The sequence below is a fragment of the Streptomyces sp. NBC_00090 genome, assembly GCF_045160815.1.
In the GTDB taxonomy this organism is placed as follows: Bacteria; Actinomycetota; Actinomycetes; order Streptomycetales; family Streptomycetaceae; genus Streptomyces.
Genome location: NZ_CP108224.1, coordinates 5,912,378 through 5,928,630 on the forward strand (window position 1 = coordinate 5,912,378; position 16,253 = coordinate 5,928,630).

Below are 16,253 nucleotides of genomic sequence, written 5' to 3' on the forward strand. Positions count from 1 at the left end.
CGTTAGATGCCCTGCCAGGCGGGCTTGGCGGCGAAGGTCTGGCGGAAGTAGTCCGCGAGCTTCAGCTTGGAGGCGGCGGCCTCGTCCACGACGACCGTGGCGTGCGGGTGCAGCTGGAGCGCGGAGGCCGGCACGAGCGCCGCGACGGGGCCCTCGACGGTCTGCGCGACGGCCTCGGCCTTGCCCTCGCCGGTGGCGAGCAGCACCAGGTGACGGGCCTCCAGGATGGTGCCGATGCCCTGGGTGATGACGTGGTGCGGGACCTGCTCGATGTCGTTGTCGAAGAAGCGCGCGTTGTCCACCCGGGTCTGCTCGGTGAGCGTCTTGATCCGGGTGCGGGAGGCGAGCGAGGAGCACGGCTCGTTGAAACCGATGTGCCCGTCGGTGCCGATGCCGAGGATCTGCAGGTCCACCCCGCCGGCCTCGGCCAGCGCCTTGTCGTACGCCTCGCAGGCCGCCTGGACGTCCTCGGCGGAGCCGTCGGGGCCCATGAAGGCCTCCTGGGAGAGCCCGAGCGGCTCGACGACCTGGCGGAGCACGGTGGAGCGGTACGACTCCGGGTGCCCGGAGGGCAGGCCGACGTACTCGTCCAGCTGTGCGATCCGGGCGCGGGAGGCGTCCACGGAGCCGGCCGCGACCTGGGCGATCAGGGCGTCGTAGATGGGGATCGGAGTCGAACCCGTGGCCACGCCGAGCAGCGCGTCGGGCTTGCGGCGCAGGAGGCCGGCGATGCCGTCCGCGATGAGCTCGCCGCCCGCCTTGGCGTCCTTGACGATGACAACTTCCACGCTGTGCCTGCCGATCTGGTGAGGGGCTGGTGAGGAGCCATGTGGTATAGACCAATCTAAGCGCAAATCTAGCAGAGGGGAGGCCTTCTCCTCATGCCGTTCCGCCTTGCGGACGGCACCGAAACCATCGTCTGCCGCACCCGTCACCCCAGCCACTCGGACCCCACCGGCCAGGCCCCGTGTCCCACCGCCGGGCCCCGTGCCCCCTGCGCGTCGGCTCAGGCCAGCGAGCCGCCCGTGGCGTCGATCCAGTGGCCCGTCACCCAGCGCGCGTCCTCGGAGGCCAGGAAGGCCACCACGTCCGCTATCTCCGCCGGTGTCCCGACCCCGTTGAGCGCCGACATCGCCGCCGCCCCGGCCCAGGCCCGCTCGTCGCCCCGCAGCCAGCTCGCGTTGATGTCGGTGTCCACGATCCCCGGCGCCACCGCGTTGACCGTGATCCGCCGCGGCCCGAGGACCTTCGACAGATAGGTGGTGAACACGTCGAGCGCGCCCTTCGACATCGCGTAGGCGATCGTCTCCGGCATGAGCGCCGCCTTGCTCAGGCCCGTCGAGACGTTGATGATCCGCCCGCCGTCCCGCAGCCGCTCCGCGCCCAGCTGCGCCAGGAAGAACGGCGCCTTGGTGTTGACCGCGAAGACCCGGTCGTACTCCTCCTCCGCGATCGTCCCGAACGGCCGGCTCGCCCCGATCCCGGCGTTGTTCACGAGGATGTCCAGGCCGTCAGCGTGCTCGTCGAAGGCCGCCCAGAGCTCCGCCGCGTCCCCCGGGGTGCCCAGCTCCCGCCCGATCGCGAAGGCCTCTCCGCCCGCCGCCTCGATCGCCGTGACCGTCTCCTTCGCCGCCGTCTCGTTGCTCCCGTAGTGCACCGCGACCCGCGCGCCGTCACGGCCGAGCCGCTCGGCGATCCCCCGCCCGATGCCCCGGCTTCCGCCCGTGACCAGTGCCGTCTTCCCCGCGAGCACGCCCATGGCGACGCCCCCCTCATTTCTTTAGTGGTCGTTACGGAAAAACCGTACCCCACCTTCCGTAGTGCGCGCTATAGAATTCACTCCATGGTGACGAGACAGCGCGGCCGCCCCCGCTCCTTCGACCGGCTCACGGCCCTGGAGCAGGCCACGATGGCCTTCTGGGAGCACGGCTACGAGACGACCTCCGTCTCCGACCTCACCCGCGTCATGGGCATCAGCGCGCCCAGCCTCTACGCGGCCTTCGGGGACAAGAGGACGCTCTTCGAGGAGGTCGTCGAGGCGTACGCGGGCTCGTACGGGGCGTACGGCGGCCGGGCCTTCGCCGAGGAGCCGACGGCCCGCGGCGCCATCGGGCGCGTCCTGCGCGAGGCGGCGGAGCTCTTCACGGAGTCCGGCCACCCGCACGGCTGCCTGATGATCTCCGCCGCGGTCAACTGCTCGACCCCGGAGGTCGAGGAGGCCCTGCGGGCGCGACGGGAGGCCAATCTGACCTCCTTCGAGGCCCGGATCCGCCGGGGCGTCGAGACGGGGGAGCTGCCGCCGGGCACCGATGCCCGCGCCCTCGCCCGCTTCAGCGGTGCCGTCCTCCAGGGCATGTCCCAGCAGGCCCGCGACGGGGGGTCGCGGGAGGATCTGGCGGCGGTGGCCGAGTGGGCGATGGAGGCCTGGCCGGCGGAGCAGGCCTCGGGAGCGGCCCGGTAGGCGCCCCGAGGGGGCCTCAAGGGGGCCTCAGCCCCGAGGGGGCGCCTCGGGGGCGGCCCCAGCCCCGGCGGGCGGCCTGCGAATCGGCCTCGGAACCGGCCCCGGAAACACCCGCGGGCCGCGGCGCCTGACGGGACCCTCAGCCCGCCCGGCACCGCAGCCCGGAGTTGCTCGGCCGGGGGTGTGCGGTCCCACGGCCGTGTGGGAGGTCTCGACGCAGTCAGGGCAGAGAGCGTCGGGTACCTCGTTCCATCCTCCTGTGCGGGGAGGATGGAAGCTCTATTGCGTCATTGTGGACTAGACCATTCTTGTCTGTCCATCCACACGAACGCGGTCCTTCCCGGTCCATCCTCCAACACGGAGGCCAGGAGATCCAGGTTCACGGACCCTGCAATTCCGCAGGTACCCTCGCAACGTGCCCTCCATGAACGACCTCGTGCGCCAGCACACAGCCCTGAGCGACTCCGACCTCGAGTGGCTCCACCTGCTGGTGTCGGAGTGGCAGCTGCTCTCCGACCTCTCCTTCGCCGACCTCGTCCTGTGGGTTCCTACCCTCGACGGCACGCGATACGTCTCCGTCGCGCAGATGCGGCCGAACACCGGCCCCACCTCCTACCAGGACGACATGGTCGGCCACCTGGTGCCGCGCGGCCGCCGCCCCCTGCTCGACGCCGCCCTCGACGAGGGCCGGATCGTCCGCGAGGGCGACCCGGAGTGGCGCGAGGAGGTCCCGGTGCGGGTGGAGTCCATCCCCGTGCGCCGCGAGGGCCGGGTCCTCGGCGTGATCGCCCGCAACACCAACCTGCTCACCGTCCGCACCCCCTCCCGGCTGGAGCTCACCTACCTCCAGTCCGCCTCCGACCTCGCCCAGATGATCGCCGCCGGATCGTTTCCCTTCCCCGGCGAGCAGGTCGACATGGACTCCTCGCCCCGCGCCGGCGACGGCCTGGTCCGCCTGGACGCGGACGGCGTCGTCCAGTACGCCTCGCCCAACGCCCTCTCCGCGTACCACCGGCTCGGTCTCGCCGCCGACCTCGTAGGCCAGCACCTCGGCCAGATCACCGCCGAATTCGCCCCCTCCCGCGGCCCGGTGGACGAGGCCCTGGTCAAGCTGGCCTCCGGCTACGCGCCGCGCGAGTTCGAGGTCGAGGGCAGCGGCGGGGTGATCCAGCTCCGGGCGATCCCGCTCAAGCCGAAGGGCACCCGGATCGGTTCGCTCGTCCTGCTCCGTGACGTCACCGAACTGCGCCGTCGCGAGCGCGAGTTGATCACCAAGGACGCCACCATCCGGGAGATCCACCACCGGGTGAAGAACAACCTCCAGACGGTGGCCGCCCTGCTGCGCCTCCAGGCCCGCCGGATGGACTCCGACCAGGGCCGCGAGGCGCTCAACGAGGCGGTACGGCGCGTCGGTTCGATCGCCATCGTCCATGAGACGCTGTCCCAGAACCTGGACGAACGGGTCGAGTTCGACGAGATCGCCGACCGGGTGATCGCGATGGTCGCCGAGATCTCGCCCGGCAAGGTCACCTGCCGGCGCAACGGCCGCTTCGGCATCCTCGACGCCGAGGTCGCGACCCCGCTCTCCATGGTCCTGACGGAGATTCTCCAGAACGCCCTGGAGCACGCCTTCACCCAGGGCGAGCAGGGCACCGTCGAGGTCACCGCCGTCCGCGGCGAGCCCCGCGCCGACGCCCGGCTCCTGATCACGGTCCAGGACGACGGCCGCGGTCTGCCCGAGGGATTCGACCCGCAGCGGGCCGGCAACCTCGGTCTTCAGATCGTACGGACGCTGGTGGAGGGGGAGTTGGGCGGCAGCTTCGACATGGTGCCCGGCGCCGGGCGCGGCACGAAGGTGATCCTCGACATCCCCGTACACCCGCAGAAGTGAGGTTCGGCCCCCGCCCGGCGGCGGGGGAGCGGGCCCCGTGACGTACAGCAGCGAGCCCCGGACCGAGGAGATCGGTCCGGGGCTCGAATGCTGTGGGTTACTGCTGCGCGCTGCGACTCGAGGGCGGTGATTGCATACGCGATGTATGCGCCGCTGGCCTCAGGCTTTCGGTGGGGCGTCAGGCGCTGGCGTTACGCGCCCGGTTGCGAGCGGCACGACGCTTCATTGCGCGGCGCTCGTCCTCGCTGAGGCCACCCCAGACGCCGGAGTCCTGGCCGGACTCGAGCGCCCACTGCAGGCACTGCTCCATGACGGGGCAGCGGCGGCAGACGGCCTTGGCTTCCTCGATCTGCAGCAGCGCAGGACCGGTGTTGCCGATGGGGAAGAACAGCTCGGGGTCTTCCTCACGACAAACGGCGTTGTGACGCCAGTCCATGGCTGCTACCTCTCTTGGTGTGACATGTCTTGATGTGACATGCAAGTTGCTTGTGAATGTGAACGCTTTCACGAATCCCCCCGCAAGGGAAGGGCCGACTGCCAGATGAACTGGTGTGGTCCAGGTGTTGAGGAGGGGTTCTGGCTCTCAGTGGAGGCCGGTCTTGCGGGCCGTCCCGATCGCCAAGAAGAGACTCGCAAACCTCGGCAACGGATACAACCCCTTCCGGAAAGTTTTTTTTGATTCCTCGGTGTCTGCTAGGTCACAGCCGTACTTCTAAGGGATGGATGCCAGCCTAAACGTTCGAGTGAAAGGACTTTGGGCCCTTCCACTCACACAATCACACGCAGTGCACGGCGTACGCCTGTGAACGTCACGCTCGTACGCAGTCCGAGGTGGTCTCCGTCCATCTGGAGGGGGAGCGGGACCTTGGAATGCAAGGTGAAGTCGGTCAGGTCGTGCAGGGATATGGCGTGCTTGCCCCGCGGACCCCGTTCCGGCGTGGAAGTGAGCAGCTGAGTGGCGTACCGGGCCACCGCCGGGGTCGAGAGACGGCTCAGTCCGAGCACGTCGAGAGCGGTCTCGAAGGACGCCTCCGGGGACGCGTACACCGGACGATTGCCCAGGTAGGTCCAGGGGGAGGTGTTGCAGATTATGGAGAGGACCAGGTCCTCGACCGGCTCCGCGCCGGGGCGCTCCAGGGTGATCGTGCCGTGCCGCCGGTTCGGTTCCTCCAGGAACTGGCGGAACACCTGGCGCAGATAAAGGGCGTGTGTGGATCTCTTCCCGCGCTCCCTCTGCTGTTCGACTCGGCCGATGACGCTCGCGTCGAATCCGAGGCCGGCGCAGAAGGTGAACCAGCGCGAGGGCACCGCCTCGTCCTCGGTGCCCGGCGTCCCGGCCGCGAGCCCCAGGCTCACTGTGCGTGCCCGCCGCTCACGCAACGCGTCGAGCAGGGCGCCGGTCGCCTCCACGGCGTCGTTCGGCAGTCCGAGCGCGCGGGCGAAGACGTTGGTCGAGCCGCCGGGGACGACCGCGAGGCCCGGCAGCCGGTCCGGATCGGGCCCGCCGTGCAGCAGACCGTTGACGACCTCGTTGACCGTGCCGTCGCCGCCGAGGGCCACGACGAGGTCGATGTTGCCCGAGTCGGCGGCCCGCCGTCCCAGGTCGCGCGCGTGCCCGCGGTACTCGGTGGTGACCGCCTCCAGCTTCATCTCGCTCGCCAGCGCGTGGATGAGCACGTCACGGGTGCGGGCACTGGTGGTGGTGGCTGCCGGATTGACCACGAGAAGTGCGCGCATGAGCGCCAGGGTACCTACCCGGCGGTACCGATCCCAGCCCATGCCCACCCGCCGGACACCCGCCGGACCACAGGGCGGGACTTCCGGGCCGGGTCTTCGGGGCGGCCGGTTACCCTGCCCTCTATGAGCAGCAGTACGGAGCAGACCCCCCGCCCCACCCGCCTCGCCGCCGCCGCGGCCGTGGCCGGAATCGAGGCCCTCGGGCTCGTCGCCGGTGGCGTGTACATGCTGGTGAACTCGCTCACGGGCGAGGCCGGCGACCTCACCGGAGCCCTGACCGGCGCCGTGACGCTTGTCGCACTCGGCCTGATCCCGCTCGCCGCCGCCCGAGGCCTCTGGCTGCGCCGTGCCTGGAGCCGCGGGCCGGCCGTCATCACGCAGATCCTGGCGCTGCCGGTCGCCTGGCAGATGCTCCAGGCGGACAGCGCGATGATCCCGGCCGGCATCGTCCTCGGCGTCCTCGCCGTCACCGGGCTCGTCCTCCTGGTGAACCCGGCCACGACCGAGGCGCTCGGCATCCGGCGCCCCGGTCAGGACCCTTTGTAGAGCCTTCGGCCCTACTCCTCCACCAAAAGTTTCTCCCGAAGCGACGCCAGGGTCCGAGCCAGCAGCCGAGATACGTGCATCTGCGAGATGCCGACCTCCTGCGCGATCTGCGACTGCGTCATGTTCCCGAAGAAGCGCAGCAGCAGGATCCGCTTCTCCCGGGGCGGCAGGTCCTCCAGGAGTGGCTTGAGTGACTCGCGGTACTCGACACCCTCCAGGGCCTCGTCCTCCGCGCCCAGCGTGTCCGCCACGGCCGGCGACTCGTCGTCCGTGTCGGGGACGTCCAGGGAGAGCGTCGAGTAGGCGTTCGCCGACTCCAGGCCCTCCAGGACCTCCTCCTCCGAGATCCCGAGCCGCTCGGCCAGCTCGTGCACCGTCGGGGAGCGGCCGTGCTGCTGGGAGAGCTCCGCCGTCGCCGTGGTCAGCGAGAGCCGCAGCTCCTGGAGGCGGCGGGGCACGCGGACCGCCCACCCCTTGTCGCGGAAGTGGCGCTTGATCTCGCCGACGACCGTCGGGGTCGCGTATGTCGAGAACTCGACCCCGCGCTCCGGGTCGAACCGGTCCACCGACTTGATCAGGCCGATCGTCGCCACCTGCGTCAGGTCGTCCAGCGGCTCGCCGCGGTTGCGGAAGCGCCGGGCCAGGTGCTCCACCAGCGGCAGGTGCATCCGGACCAGCCGGTTGCGCAGCTCCGCCTTCTCGAGGGAGCCCTCCGGCAGCTCGCGCAGCTCGACGAAGAGGGCGCGGGCGCCGCTCCGGTCGTTCGGAGCCGGGACGACGGGGGCCTCCGGGGCCTCGCCGGCCTCTTCGGCCGCGTCGGCCTTCTCCGTCTCCGCCGCAGCCCCGGCCACCTCGGCCGCCTCCTGCTCCGGGCCGGCCTCTTCGGCGCTCCGCGTGCCGGAAGCCTCGGAGGAGCCCACGGAGGAGCCCTCGGAAGCCCTGGAGGTCTCGGGGTCCGCCGAGACGCCGGGTGTCTCGGGAACCACGTGGTGCTGCTCGTGCTCGCTCATCTGGTCCGCCTGCTCCGTAGCGACCTCATGCGGCCGCGCCTGCTGCTCAGGGATGCCGGCCGTCGCGTCCCCGCTCCTCACGCCGGGCCTGGCCCCGCGCCGCGCTGTTTGTACAGGCTGATCGAGACCGTACGGTCATCGGCCACCGACGACTCCACCTTCCCGGCCAGTGCCGACAGCACCGTCCAGGCGAAGGTGTCCCGCTCCGGCGCCCGGCCGTCGGTCGTCGGGGCGGAGACCGTCACGTCCAGCGAGTCGTCGACCAGCCGGAAGACACAGCTGAGGACGGATCCCGGCACGGCCTGCTGGAGCAGGATGGCGCAGGCCTCGTCGACCGCGATCCGCAAGTCCTCGATCTCGTCGAGGGTGAAGTCCAAGCGCGCCGCGAGGCCGGCCGTGGCCGTACGCAGCACGGACAGATAGGCACCCGCAGCGGGCAGCCGGACTTCCACGAAGTCCTGGGTCCCGGGCTCGCCTGTGATCTGGGACACCCTCACCTCCAAGGTGGCACAAGCTCATTCGGGGTCCGGGGGGAGAGGCCCCGAACCGGGCGGTACGCAGGGGGCTGCGCAGTCCGCCGTGACGCTATCGCGATCCGTCCCGCCGTGTCGCCGCAAGCCCCGCGGTCCCCCGTTCACAGCTCGTCACCCATGGTAGGCCCACGGGTGCGGACGGTGGACAGGGGTTTTGCGGGGCCGGAACCGAGCGACCGGCGGAGGGATGACGTACCCAACCGCGAGGCGGTCGAACCGTCGGAAGGACGGCCGGACGAACCGCCTGTCGGACGGCGGTCAGACGATCGCACCGTCCACGAAGCACCAGCGCCAGGCCTCGCCCGGTTCGAAGGTCCGCATCACCGGGTGCCCGGTGGAGGAGAAGTGCCCCGTCGCGTGCCGCCCCGACGAGGAGTCGCAGCAGCCGACGTGCCCGCAGCTCAGGCAGAGCCGCAGCTGCACCGGGTGCGTCCCGTCCGCCAGGCACTCGGGGCAGGTGTCGGCCAGCGGCGCCGGTTCGGGGCGCGGCATTTCGGCAACGTGGAGGCACTCGCTCATGATGGCCAGGTTACGTTGCGGCAGGAGACGGGGACGGGCATGGACGCACTGCAGCTGGTGGCACTGGTGGCGGCGAGCGCCGCGATCGCGGGGATCGCCCGCAGGACCCCGGTGCCGGCCCCGCTGCTCCTGGTCGCGGCCGGCCTCGCCGCCTCGTACGTCCCCGGAGTGCCCGACTACACGCTCGACCCGCACATCGTGCTGCCGCTGATCCTGCCCCCGCTCCTCTACACGGCGGCGGTCGAGTCCTCCTACCTCGACCTGCGGGCCAACATCCGGCCCGTCGCCCTGCTCTCCGTCGGCTACGTCCTCTTCGCCACGGTGGCGGTGGGCTGGCTCGCGTACGTCCTCGTCCCCGACCTGCCGCTCACCGCCGCGCTCGTGCTCGGCGCGGTGATCGCCCCGCCGGACGCGGTCGCCGCCACCGCCATCGCCCGCAAGCTCGGTCTGCCCAACCGGATCACCACGATCCTCCAGGGCGAGTCCCTGGTGAACGACGCCACCGCCATCACCGCCTTCAAGGTCGCCCTCGCGGCGGCGGTCGGCGAGGGCATCAGCTGGGCCGGCGGCATCGGGGAGTTCGCGCTCGCGTCCATCGGCGGGATCGGCGTCGGCCTGGTCCTCATGGTCCCCATCCACTGGCTCCGCCGCGGCCTCGGCGACTCCCTCCTCCAGAACACCCTCTCCCTCCTCATCCCCTTCGTCGCCTACGCGGCCGCCGAGGAGGTCGGCGCCTCCGGAGTCCTCGCCGTCGTCGTGGTCGGCCTCTTCCTCGGCCACCGCGCCTGGCAGGTCGACTTCGCGACCCGGCTCCAGGAGGAGGCCGTCTGGAAGATGGTCGCCTTCGTCCTGGAATCCGCCGTCTTCGCCCTCATCGGCCTCCAGCTGCCGTACGTCGTCCAGGGCCTCGGCCAGTACGGCATCGGAGAAGCGGTCCGGTACGCGGTCGGCGTCTTCGTGGCCGTCGTCGTCGTCCGCTTCGTCTGGGTCTACCCGGCGACCTTCCTGCCCCGATGGCTCTCCGCGCGCGTGCGCGAGCGAGAGCCGGGGGTGGACTGGAAGGCTCCGCTCGTCGTCGGCTGGGCCGGCATGCGCGGAGTGGTCTCCCTCGCGATCGCCTTCTCCATCCCCGTCGTCACGGACGGGGTGGAGTTCCCGGCCCGCAACCTCGTCCTCTTCCTCACCTTCACCACCGTCATCGGCACGCTGGTGGTGCAGGGCCTCACCCTGCCCCCGCTCATCCGGTTCCTGAAGCTTCCCGGACGCGACCGGTACGCCGAGACGCTCGCCGAGGCGCAGGCCCAGAGCGAGGCCTCCCGGGCCGCCGAGGAACGCCTCGACGAGCTCCTCGCCGACGAGCGCAACGCCCTGCCGCAGCCCCTCGCCGACCGGCTGCGAACGGTCCTGGAACGGCGCCGGAACTCCGTGTGGGAGCGGCTCGGGGCGGTCAACGAGGCCACCGGGGAGACGGCGGACGACACCTACCGGCGGCTCTCCCGCGAGATGATCGACGCCGAACGCGAGGTCTTCGTGCGGCTGCGCGACGCGCGCCGGATCGACGACGAGATGATGCGTACGCTGCTCCGCCGGCTCGACCTGGAGGAGGCCGCCGCGTACCGCGAGGAGATTGCGGACTGAGGCGGTGGTCCGGGGCGGCGGATCGGGGCGGCGGGCTGAGGCCGCGGACCGGGGGCGGCGGACCGGGGGCGGAGGACTAGAGCGGGTCCGGCGCGCCCGTCACCACCGCCGCGATCCGGGTACCCGCCGGGAACGCGCCCTCCTCCGCGAGGGTCACGAGCCCGTGCAGCATTTTGGCGACATACAGCCGCTCGATGGCGAGTCCGTGCCGCGCCTCGAAGTCCTGTGCGAACGCCTCCAGAACCGGGCTCGTACGGGCGTAACCGCCGCCGTGGAAGCGCTCGTCGAGGGCCCAGACGCCGCGCGGGCCGCCGAACGCCGCCTCCTGGAGGGAACGGACCTCCGCGCCCAGGAAGCCGCCCTTGAGGACCGGGACGCCCACTGCGCGCTGCCCGGGGGAGAGGCCGGCCGCGAGGCCCGCGAGGGTGCCGCCCGTGCCGCAGGCGACGGCGACCACGTCCGCCGCCCCGGCGAGCTCGCGGCCCAGCTCCACGCACCCGTGCACGGCGAGCGTGTTGCTGCCGCCCTCCGGGACGACGTACGTGTCGGCGGGGGCCCCTGCCAGCAGCGCGGCCAGCGTGCCGGGGTCGTTCTTCGCGCGGTACGTGGCGCGGTCCACGAACTCCAGCCGCATCCCGTCCGCCGCGCAGCGCGCGAGGGACGGGTTGAGCGGGCGGCCGGCGAGCTCGTCGCCGCGGACGATCCCCGTCGTGGGGAAGCCGAGGAGCCGGCCGGCGGCGGCCGTCGCGCGGAGGTGGTTCGAGTACGCGCCGCCGAAGGTGAGCACGGGCCGGCCGTCCGCCGCGCGCAGGTTGAGCGCGAGCTTGCGCCACTTGTTGCCCGGCAGGTCGGGATGGATGAGGTCCTCGCGCTTGAGCAGCAGCGTGAGACCGCGCCGGGTGAAGCGCTCGTCCTCCACCGGCTCCAGGGGTGAGGGGAGCCGGGGCCGCAGGCGGGAGAGGTCGAACGCGTTCACCCGGCCATTGTCCCGACCGCGCGGGCCGACCGCGCGGGCCGGTCGCTCGGCCGTCGCGCGGGGCGGTGCGCGGCGGCCGTGCGGGCGCCGGTCGCTCGGCGGTCGCGCGGGCCGGTTCGGTTCAGCGCAGCACGTCGGCGACGCGCTCCCGCATCGAGGCCATCGTGAAGCCGCGCGGGTCCACCTTCCCCGGCTGCCACTCCCGGTGCCCGATGACCGAGCGCTGCGTCCAGCCGTGCACCCGGCACACGGCCGCCGCCGCCTTCGCGATGGCGTCCAGCTGGACCTTCGGCCACGGGTCCTTGCCGTCCCCGAGGTTCTCGCACTCGAAGCCGTAGAAGTGCCGGTTGCCGTCCGTCGTGGCCTCGTCGTCCGGCGGCAGGCGCTTCTCGGCGATGACCGCCCTGAGCACCTCGTCGTCGCCGAGCCCCGCGTGGTTGGCGCGGCCGTAGCCGACGAGGTGGACGGTCCCGTCCTTGGCGATCACGCCGTGGCAGAGCGGCCCCGGGAGGGCCTCGTAGCCGTCCCGGCAGATCCGGACGGTGCTCGCGGTGCCCCGGGTCACGGTGTGGTGGATCATCACGCCGTGCACCGGGCCCCAGGGGCCCTTGTGGTTGCGGTTGTGGGTGGACCAGTCGCCGACCTGGACGACCGCGAGGCCCTCGTCGCGCAGCGCGTCGAGGAACCTGCTCGCGGACATGGGTGAGGCCATGACCGACTCCCTTCCGGGGGAACGGGTGAGCTTCCGGAGTACCGGAGTCCGCCACTCGACTGCCATCCGTTCGGGCCGTGTGCGAGCCGATCCGGACACTGTGGCGTGGGGCCGGTGGTGCTCCTCTGTTCGGGGGGAAATCGCGTGACATGCCCCGAAGATCGTCGAACAGTCCCACCCGAATGTGTAATGGCGCGGACACACTCCGTGCTGAAAGGCTTCCCTCGAAACTCAGGCATACGAGAGGGAGTTCCATGTCCGTTGGTTCGGTTGGCGACGAGGTCCGCGTGGATCAGGCACCGCAGCAGAGTCTCGGTACCGCCGCAGCGCGGAACCTCGCCACGACCACCAAGTCCGCCCCGCAGATGCAGGAGATCACCTCCCGGTGGCTGCTGCGCATGATGCCGTGGGTGCAGGTGCAGGGCGGTACGTACCGCGTGAACCGCAGGCTCAGCTACTCCGTGGGTGACGGCCGTGTCACCTTCGTCCAGACGGGTCAGCGTGTCGCGGTCATCCCCGCCGAGCTCGGCGAGCTCCCCGCCCTGCGCGGATACGAGGACGAGGACGCCCTGACCGAGCTCGCCTCCCGCTGCACGCAGCGGGAGTACGCGGCGGGCGAGATCATCGCGCCCGTGGGCGCGGCCACCGACCGCGTGTACCTCCTCGCGCACGGCCGCATCGAGCAGATCGGCGAGGGGCCGTACGGAGACGAGGCCGTCCTCGGTGTCCTCGCCGACGGCGCCTACCTCGGCGAGTCCGCGCTGGTCCGAGACGACGCCGTCTGGGAGTGGACCGCCCGCGCCGCCACCGCCTGCACGGTCCTGGAGCTCACCCGGGACGACGTACGGAACCTCGCGGACCGGGCCGGCTCGCTCGCCGCCCACCTCGCGGGTGTGGCCGCACTGCCCGATCAGCGCACCAACAACTACGGCGAGGCCGCGATCGACCTCTCCGCCGGCCATGTCGGCGAGGCGATCGTCCCGCACACCTACGTCGACTACGACGCCTCGCCCCGCGAGTACGAGCTCAGCGTCGCCCAGACCGTGCTGAAGGTGCACAGCCGCGTCGCCGACCTCTACAACCAGCCGATGAACCAGACCGAGCAGCAGTTGAGGCTCACGGTCGAGGCGCTCCGCGAGCGCCAGGAGCACGAGCTCATCAACAACAAGGAGTTCGGTCTCCTCTCCAACTGCGACTACGGGCAGCGGATCCAGCCCCACGACGGCGCCCCCAGCCCCGACGACATGGACGAGCTGCTCTCCCGCCGCCGGGGCTCGAAGCTCTTCCTCGCCCACCCGCGCGCCATCGCCGCCTTCGGGCGCGAGCTCAACAAGCGGGGCCTCGTGCCCGAGACCATCGAGGTCAACGGCAACCGCATCCCGACCTGGCGCGGTGTGCCGATCTTCCCGTGCAACAAGATCCCGGTCTCGGACGCCCGGACGACCTCGATCATCTGCATGCGTACCGGCGAGGCCGACCAGGGCGTGATCGGCCTCCACCAGACCGGCCTCCCCGACGAGATCGAGCCCAGCCTCTCCGTCCGCTTCATGGGCATCGACGAGCAGGCGATCATCTCCTACCTGGTCACGGCCTACTACTCGGCGGCCATCCTCGTCCCGGACGCGCTCGGCGTCCTGGAGAACGTCGAGGTCAGCCGCTGGCGTTGAGCCGCCGAACGCCCCGGGGGCGGGGTTCGAACCCTCCCGCCCCCGGGCGTTCCCCGGCGCCGGCGCCGCGCAGCATCGCAGCGCGGTATCTCCGCGCATCGCCGCGAAGGACATGAAGGAAGTGACCGTGACCATGACCAGCGCGGATACCGTCACCGACGGTCAGGGGGCCGTGATGCTCCTGGACCAGACGCGGACCGCTGTCAATCCCCAACTCCGCTCGACCGTCGAGTCCCTGCCGGGCTCCATACGGCGTGTGGCGATGTACCACTTCGGCTGGGAGCACGCCGACGGCACCCCGGCCGCGGGACAGGCGGGCAAGGCGATCCGCCCGGCCCTGGTCCTCGCGGCGGCCCGCGCCCTCGGAGCCGAGTCGGCCCAGGCCGTGAAGGCCGCCGCGGCGGTCGAGCTCGCCCACAACTTCACCCTGCTCCACGACGACATCGTCGACGAGGACCCGACCCGGCGGCACCGGCCCACCGCCTGGACCGTCTTCGGGATCCCGGACGCGCTGATCGCCGGCGACGCGATGAGCGCCCTCGCCCTGCGGCTGCTCGCCGAGGACCCGCACCCCGCGTCGGCGGCCGCCTCCGCGCGCCTCGCCGCCTGCGTCATCGAGCTCTGCGCCGGGCAGCAGGCGGACTGCGCCTTCGAGCAGCGCGCCCCGCGTGACGTCACGCTCGACGAGTGCCTGGCCATGGCCACCGCCAAGACCGGGGCCCTGCTCGGCGCCTCCTGCGCCATCGGCGCGCTCTACGCGGGCGCGGGCGAGGAGGAGGTCGCGGCGATGGACTCCTTCGGCCGGGAGGCCGGACTCGCCTTCCAGCTGATCGACGACCTCATCGGGATCTGGGGCGACCCGGACCGGACGGGCAAGCCGGCCGGCGCGGACCTCGTCGCCCACAAGAAGTCGCTGCCGGTGGTGGCGGCGCTCGCCTCGGGGACCCCGGCGGGGGACGAGCTCGCCGAGCTGTACTCCCGTCCGACCCTCGACGCGGAGGCGGTACGGGCGGCGGCGGACGCGGTCGAGCGGGCCGGCGGCCGGGACTGGGCGCAGGCCCAGGCGGCCGAGAGCATGGGCCGCGCCGTCGAGTACCTGGCGCAGGCGGTTCCGGATCTGGCGGCGGCGGGGGACCTGCTCGCCCTCGCGGAGTTCGTCACCCGGCGTACGCGCTGACGCCCGGGGCCGTGGTCACGCCTCGGGGACGATCCGGTTGACCACGGTCTCGACCAGGTCGTCCAGGTCCCGTTCGGCGTGGAGGCCGGGGACGGTGAAGTGGTCGAGCAGCAGCCCGGTGAGGGCGAGGTAGAGCACCCGGACCGTGTCCGCGTCGCCGGGCATCCCCGAGTCGACGTGCAGCCGGATGTTCATGGCGAGGTCGGCGCGGAGCACCTCGGTGAATCGGTTCCGCAGCTCCGGGCGGCGCGCGGCCTCCAGGCGCAGCTCGAAGAGGCCCAGGTAGCAGGTGCGCTCGGTGGTCATGCGCCGGGCGACCCAGCGCATCAGCTCGACGACGAGGGCGCGGCTGGGCTCCGGCAGCAGCGCGGCGTCGATGGCGCCGGGCTCGGGGGTCAGCCGGACGAAGATCCGCTCGGCGACCTCGGAGAGCAGCTGGTCCCGGTCGTTGAAGTAGTTGGACGACGTGCCCGTGGGGACCCCCGCCCCGGCGTCGACGGCCCGGAAGGTCAGCCCGCGGGCACCTTCGTCGGCCAGGACCTCGATCGCGGCGTCGAGCAGCGTCGTACGGCGTTCCGGGTTTCTGGCCACGTCGGGCCCCTTCCGTGCTGAGCGTCCTTCTTCGAGCTCTCCAAGCTCTCCAAGCTCTTCGAACTCTTCCGACTCTTCGAACTCTTCGAAAATAGGGCTTGCGTAACCACTACAGGTGAAGCACTATATCCGTCGTGGTTGCGACTGCAGCCCACTTCCCGAAGACGAAGAGGACCGGTTTGCGCAAGCTCACCTACTACATCGCCTGCACCATCGACGGCTTCATCGGTGACCCCGAGGGCGATGCCGCGTCCATGTACAAGTTCGTGGACGCGCCGCTCCTGCAGTTCATGGGTGCCCGCTACCCGGAGACGATCCCGACGCAGGGTCGGGAGACGGTCGGGATCGACGGCGACAACAAGCGTTTCGACACCGTCATCCAGGGGATGCGGTCGTACCAGCTCGCGCTGGACATCGGCGTCACCAGCCCGTACAACCACCTGCGCGAGTTCGTCGCCACCCGCTCGCTGGCCGAGTCGCCCGACCCCAACGTCGAGCTGATCGCCGACGACCTCGTCGGCCGGGTCCGTGAGCTCAAGGCCGAGGACAGCCCCCTGGGCATCTGGCTCTGCGGCGGCTCCACCATCGCGGGCGAGCTCATCGAGGAGATCGACGAGCTGGTCATCAAGACGTACCCGCAGGTCTACGGCTCCGGCATGCCGATGTTCGGCGCCGGCTTCGAGCCCCGCGACTTCACGCTGGGCGAGGTGCACACCTTCGACAACGGCGTGCTCGTCCGTACGTACACGCGGAAGCGGTAGCGGCGGGAAGCGGGTCCGTGCGGGGCGACCTACC

At 71.5% G+C, this 16,253-nt stretch carries 17 protein-coding genes; 7 read left to right on the forward strand and 10 right to left on the reverse strand.

Annotated elements, in window-relative coordinates; all coding sequences use genetic code 11:
* Positions 1-2: 2 nt before the first annotated feature.
* Positions 3-788, reverse strand: coding sequence for a glucosamine-6-phosphate deaminase (gene nagB, locus OG361_RS26670; protein ID WP_384575219.1), 786 nt, complete (start codon positions 786-788; stop codon positions 3-5).
* Positions 789-1,006: 218 nt separating this feature from the next.
* The gene (locus OG361_RS26675) at positions 1,007-1,759 is read right to left on the reverse strand and encodes an SDR family oxidoreductase (RefSeq protein ID WP_405857460.1); all 753 of its coding nucleotides are present in this window, start codon (positions 1,757-1,759) and stop codon (positions 1,007-1,009) included.
* Positions 1,760-1,843: 84 nt separating this feature from the next.
* Here OG361_RS26675 and OG361_RS26680 point away from each other — a divergent pair, with 84 nt between their 5' ends.
* Positions 1,844-2,461, forward strand: coding sequence for a TetR/AcrR family transcriptional regulator (locus OG361_RS26680; protein ID WP_405857461.1), 618 nt, complete (start codon positions 1,844-1,846; stop codon positions 2,459-2,461).
* A gap of 424 nt (positions 2,462-2,885) precedes the next feature.
* The gene (locus OG361_RS26685) at positions 2,886-4,352 is read left to right on the forward strand and encodes a sensor histidine kinase (protein WP_405857463.1); all 1,467 of its coding nucleotides are present in this window, start codon (positions 2,886-2,888) and stop codon (positions 4,350-4,352) included.
* Positions 4,353-4,530: 178 nt separating this feature from the next.
* Here OG361_RS26685 and OG361_RS26690 read toward each other — a convergent pair whose 3' ends face one another.
* Both OG361_RS26690 and OG361_RS26695 read right to left on the reverse strand, forming a co-directional pair.
* The gene (locus OG361_RS26690; RefSeq protein WP_003953983.1) at positions 4,531-4,788 is read right to left on the reverse strand and encodes a WhiB family transcriptional regulator; all 258 of its coding nucleotides are present in this window, start codon (positions 4,786-4,788) and stop codon (positions 4,531-4,533) included.
* 332 nt (positions 4,789-5,120) lie between these two features.
* Positions 5,121-6,089, reverse strand: a complete 969-nt coding sequence (locus tag OG361_RS26695) for a diacylglycerol/lipid kinase family protein (RefSeq protein WP_405857465.1) — start codon at positions 6,087-6,089, stop codon at positions 5,121-5,123.
* 123 nt (positions 6,090-6,212) lie between these two features.
* On the opposite strand from OG361_RS26695, the gene OG361_RS26700 reads away from it, so the two are divergent.
* The gene (locus OG361_RS26700; RefSeq protein WP_405857467.1) at positions 6,213-6,635 is read left to right on the forward strand and encodes a hypothetical protein; all 423 of its coding nucleotides are present in this window, start codon (positions 6,213-6,215) and stop codon (positions 6,633-6,635) included.
* Between the two features lie 11 nt (positions 6,636-6,646).
* Here the strand turns inward: OG361_RS26700 and OG361_RS26705 are convergent, their stop codons facing one another.
* The 3 genes from OG361_RS26705 to OG361_RS26715 all read right to left on the reverse strand — a co-directional run bounded on the left by OG361_RS26705 (position 6,647) and on the right by OG361_RS26715 (position 8,697).
* On the reverse strand, positions 6,647-7,726 hold the full coding sequence (locus OG361_RS26705) for an RNA polymerase sigma factor SigF (RefSeq protein ID WP_405857468.1): 1,080 nt from the start codon (positions 7,724-7,726) through the stop codon (positions 6,647-6,649).
* Entirely contained in the window at positions 7,723-8,136 is a 414-nt protein-coding gene (locus OG361_RS26710) for an anti-sigma regulatory factor (protein ID WP_024761155.1), read from the reverse strand. The genes OG361_RS26705 and OG361_RS26710 overlap by 4 nt, the downstream gene beginning before the upstream one ends.
* Before the next feature lie 300 nt (positions 8,137-8,436).
* Positions 8,437-8,697: a UBP-type zinc finger domain-containing protein gene (locus OG361_RS26715; RefSeq protein ID WP_405857471.1), complete on the reverse strand. Its 261-nt coding sequence runs from the start codon at positions 8,695-8,697 to the stop codon at positions 8,437-8,439.
* Between the two features lie 39 nt (positions 8,698-8,736).
* On the opposite strand from OG361_RS26715, the gene OG361_RS26720 reads away from it, so the two are divergent.
* Positions 8,737-10,335, forward strand: a complete 1,599-nt coding sequence (locus tag OG361_RS26720; protein ID WP_405857472.1) for a Na+/H+ antiporter — start codon at positions 8,737-8,739, stop codon at positions 10,333-10,335.
* A gap of 76 nt (positions 10,336-10,411) precedes the next feature.
* Here the strand turns inward: OG361_RS26720 and OG361_RS26725 are convergent, their stop codons facing one another.
* Positions 10,412-11,311 (reverse strand): 1-aminocyclopropane-1-carboxylate deaminase/D-cysteine desulfhydrase, encoded by a 900-nt coding sequence (locus OG361_RS26725; protein WP_405857474.1) that lies wholly within the window; start codon positions 11,309-11,311, stop codon positions 10,412-10,414.
* 121 nt (positions 11,312-11,432) lie between these two features.
* On the reverse strand, positions 11,433-12,023 hold the full coding sequence (locus OG361_RS26730) for an N-acetylmuramoyl-L-alanine amidase (protein ID WP_405857476.1): 591 nt from the start codon (positions 12,021-12,023) through the stop codon (positions 11,433-11,435).
* Positions 12,024-12,277: 254 nt separating this feature from the next.
* Here OG361_RS26730 and OG361_RS26735 point away from each other — a divergent pair, with 254 nt between their 5' ends.
* Both OG361_RS26735 and OG361_RS26740 read left to right on the forward strand, forming a co-directional pair.
* Complete coding sequence (locus OG361_RS26735; protein WP_405857478.1) at positions 12,278-13,690, forward strand: family 2B encapsulin nanocompartment shell protein; 1,413 nt, start codon at positions 12,278-12,280, stop codon at positions 13,688-13,690.
* A 133-nt stretch (positions 13,691-13,823) separates the two neighbouring features.
* Positions 13,824-14,867: a family 2 encapsulin nanocompartment cargo protein polyprenyl transferase gene (locus OG361_RS26740; RefSeq protein ID WP_405857479.1), complete on the forward strand. Its 1,044-nt coding sequence runs from the start codon at positions 13,824-13,826 to the stop codon at positions 14,865-14,867.
* 15 nt (positions 14,868-14,882) lie between these two features.
* On the opposite strand, the gene OG361_RS26745 is transcribed toward OG361_RS26740, so the two are convergent.
* On the reverse strand, positions 14,883-15,458 hold the full coding sequence (locus tag OG361_RS26745; protein WP_405857481.1) for a TetR/AcrR family transcriptional regulator: 576 nt from the start codon (positions 15,456-15,458) through the stop codon (positions 14,883-14,885).
* Positions 15,459-15,637: 179 nt separating this feature from the next.
* Between OG361_RS26745 and OG361_RS26750 the strand changes: the two genes are divergently transcribed.
* Positions 15,638-16,219: a dihydrofolate reductase family protein gene (locus tag OG361_RS26750; RefSeq protein WP_384575235.1), complete on the forward strand. Its 582-nt coding sequence runs from the start codon at positions 15,638-15,640 to the stop codon at positions 16,217-16,219.
* Positions 16,220-16,253 lie beyond the last annotated feature (34 nt).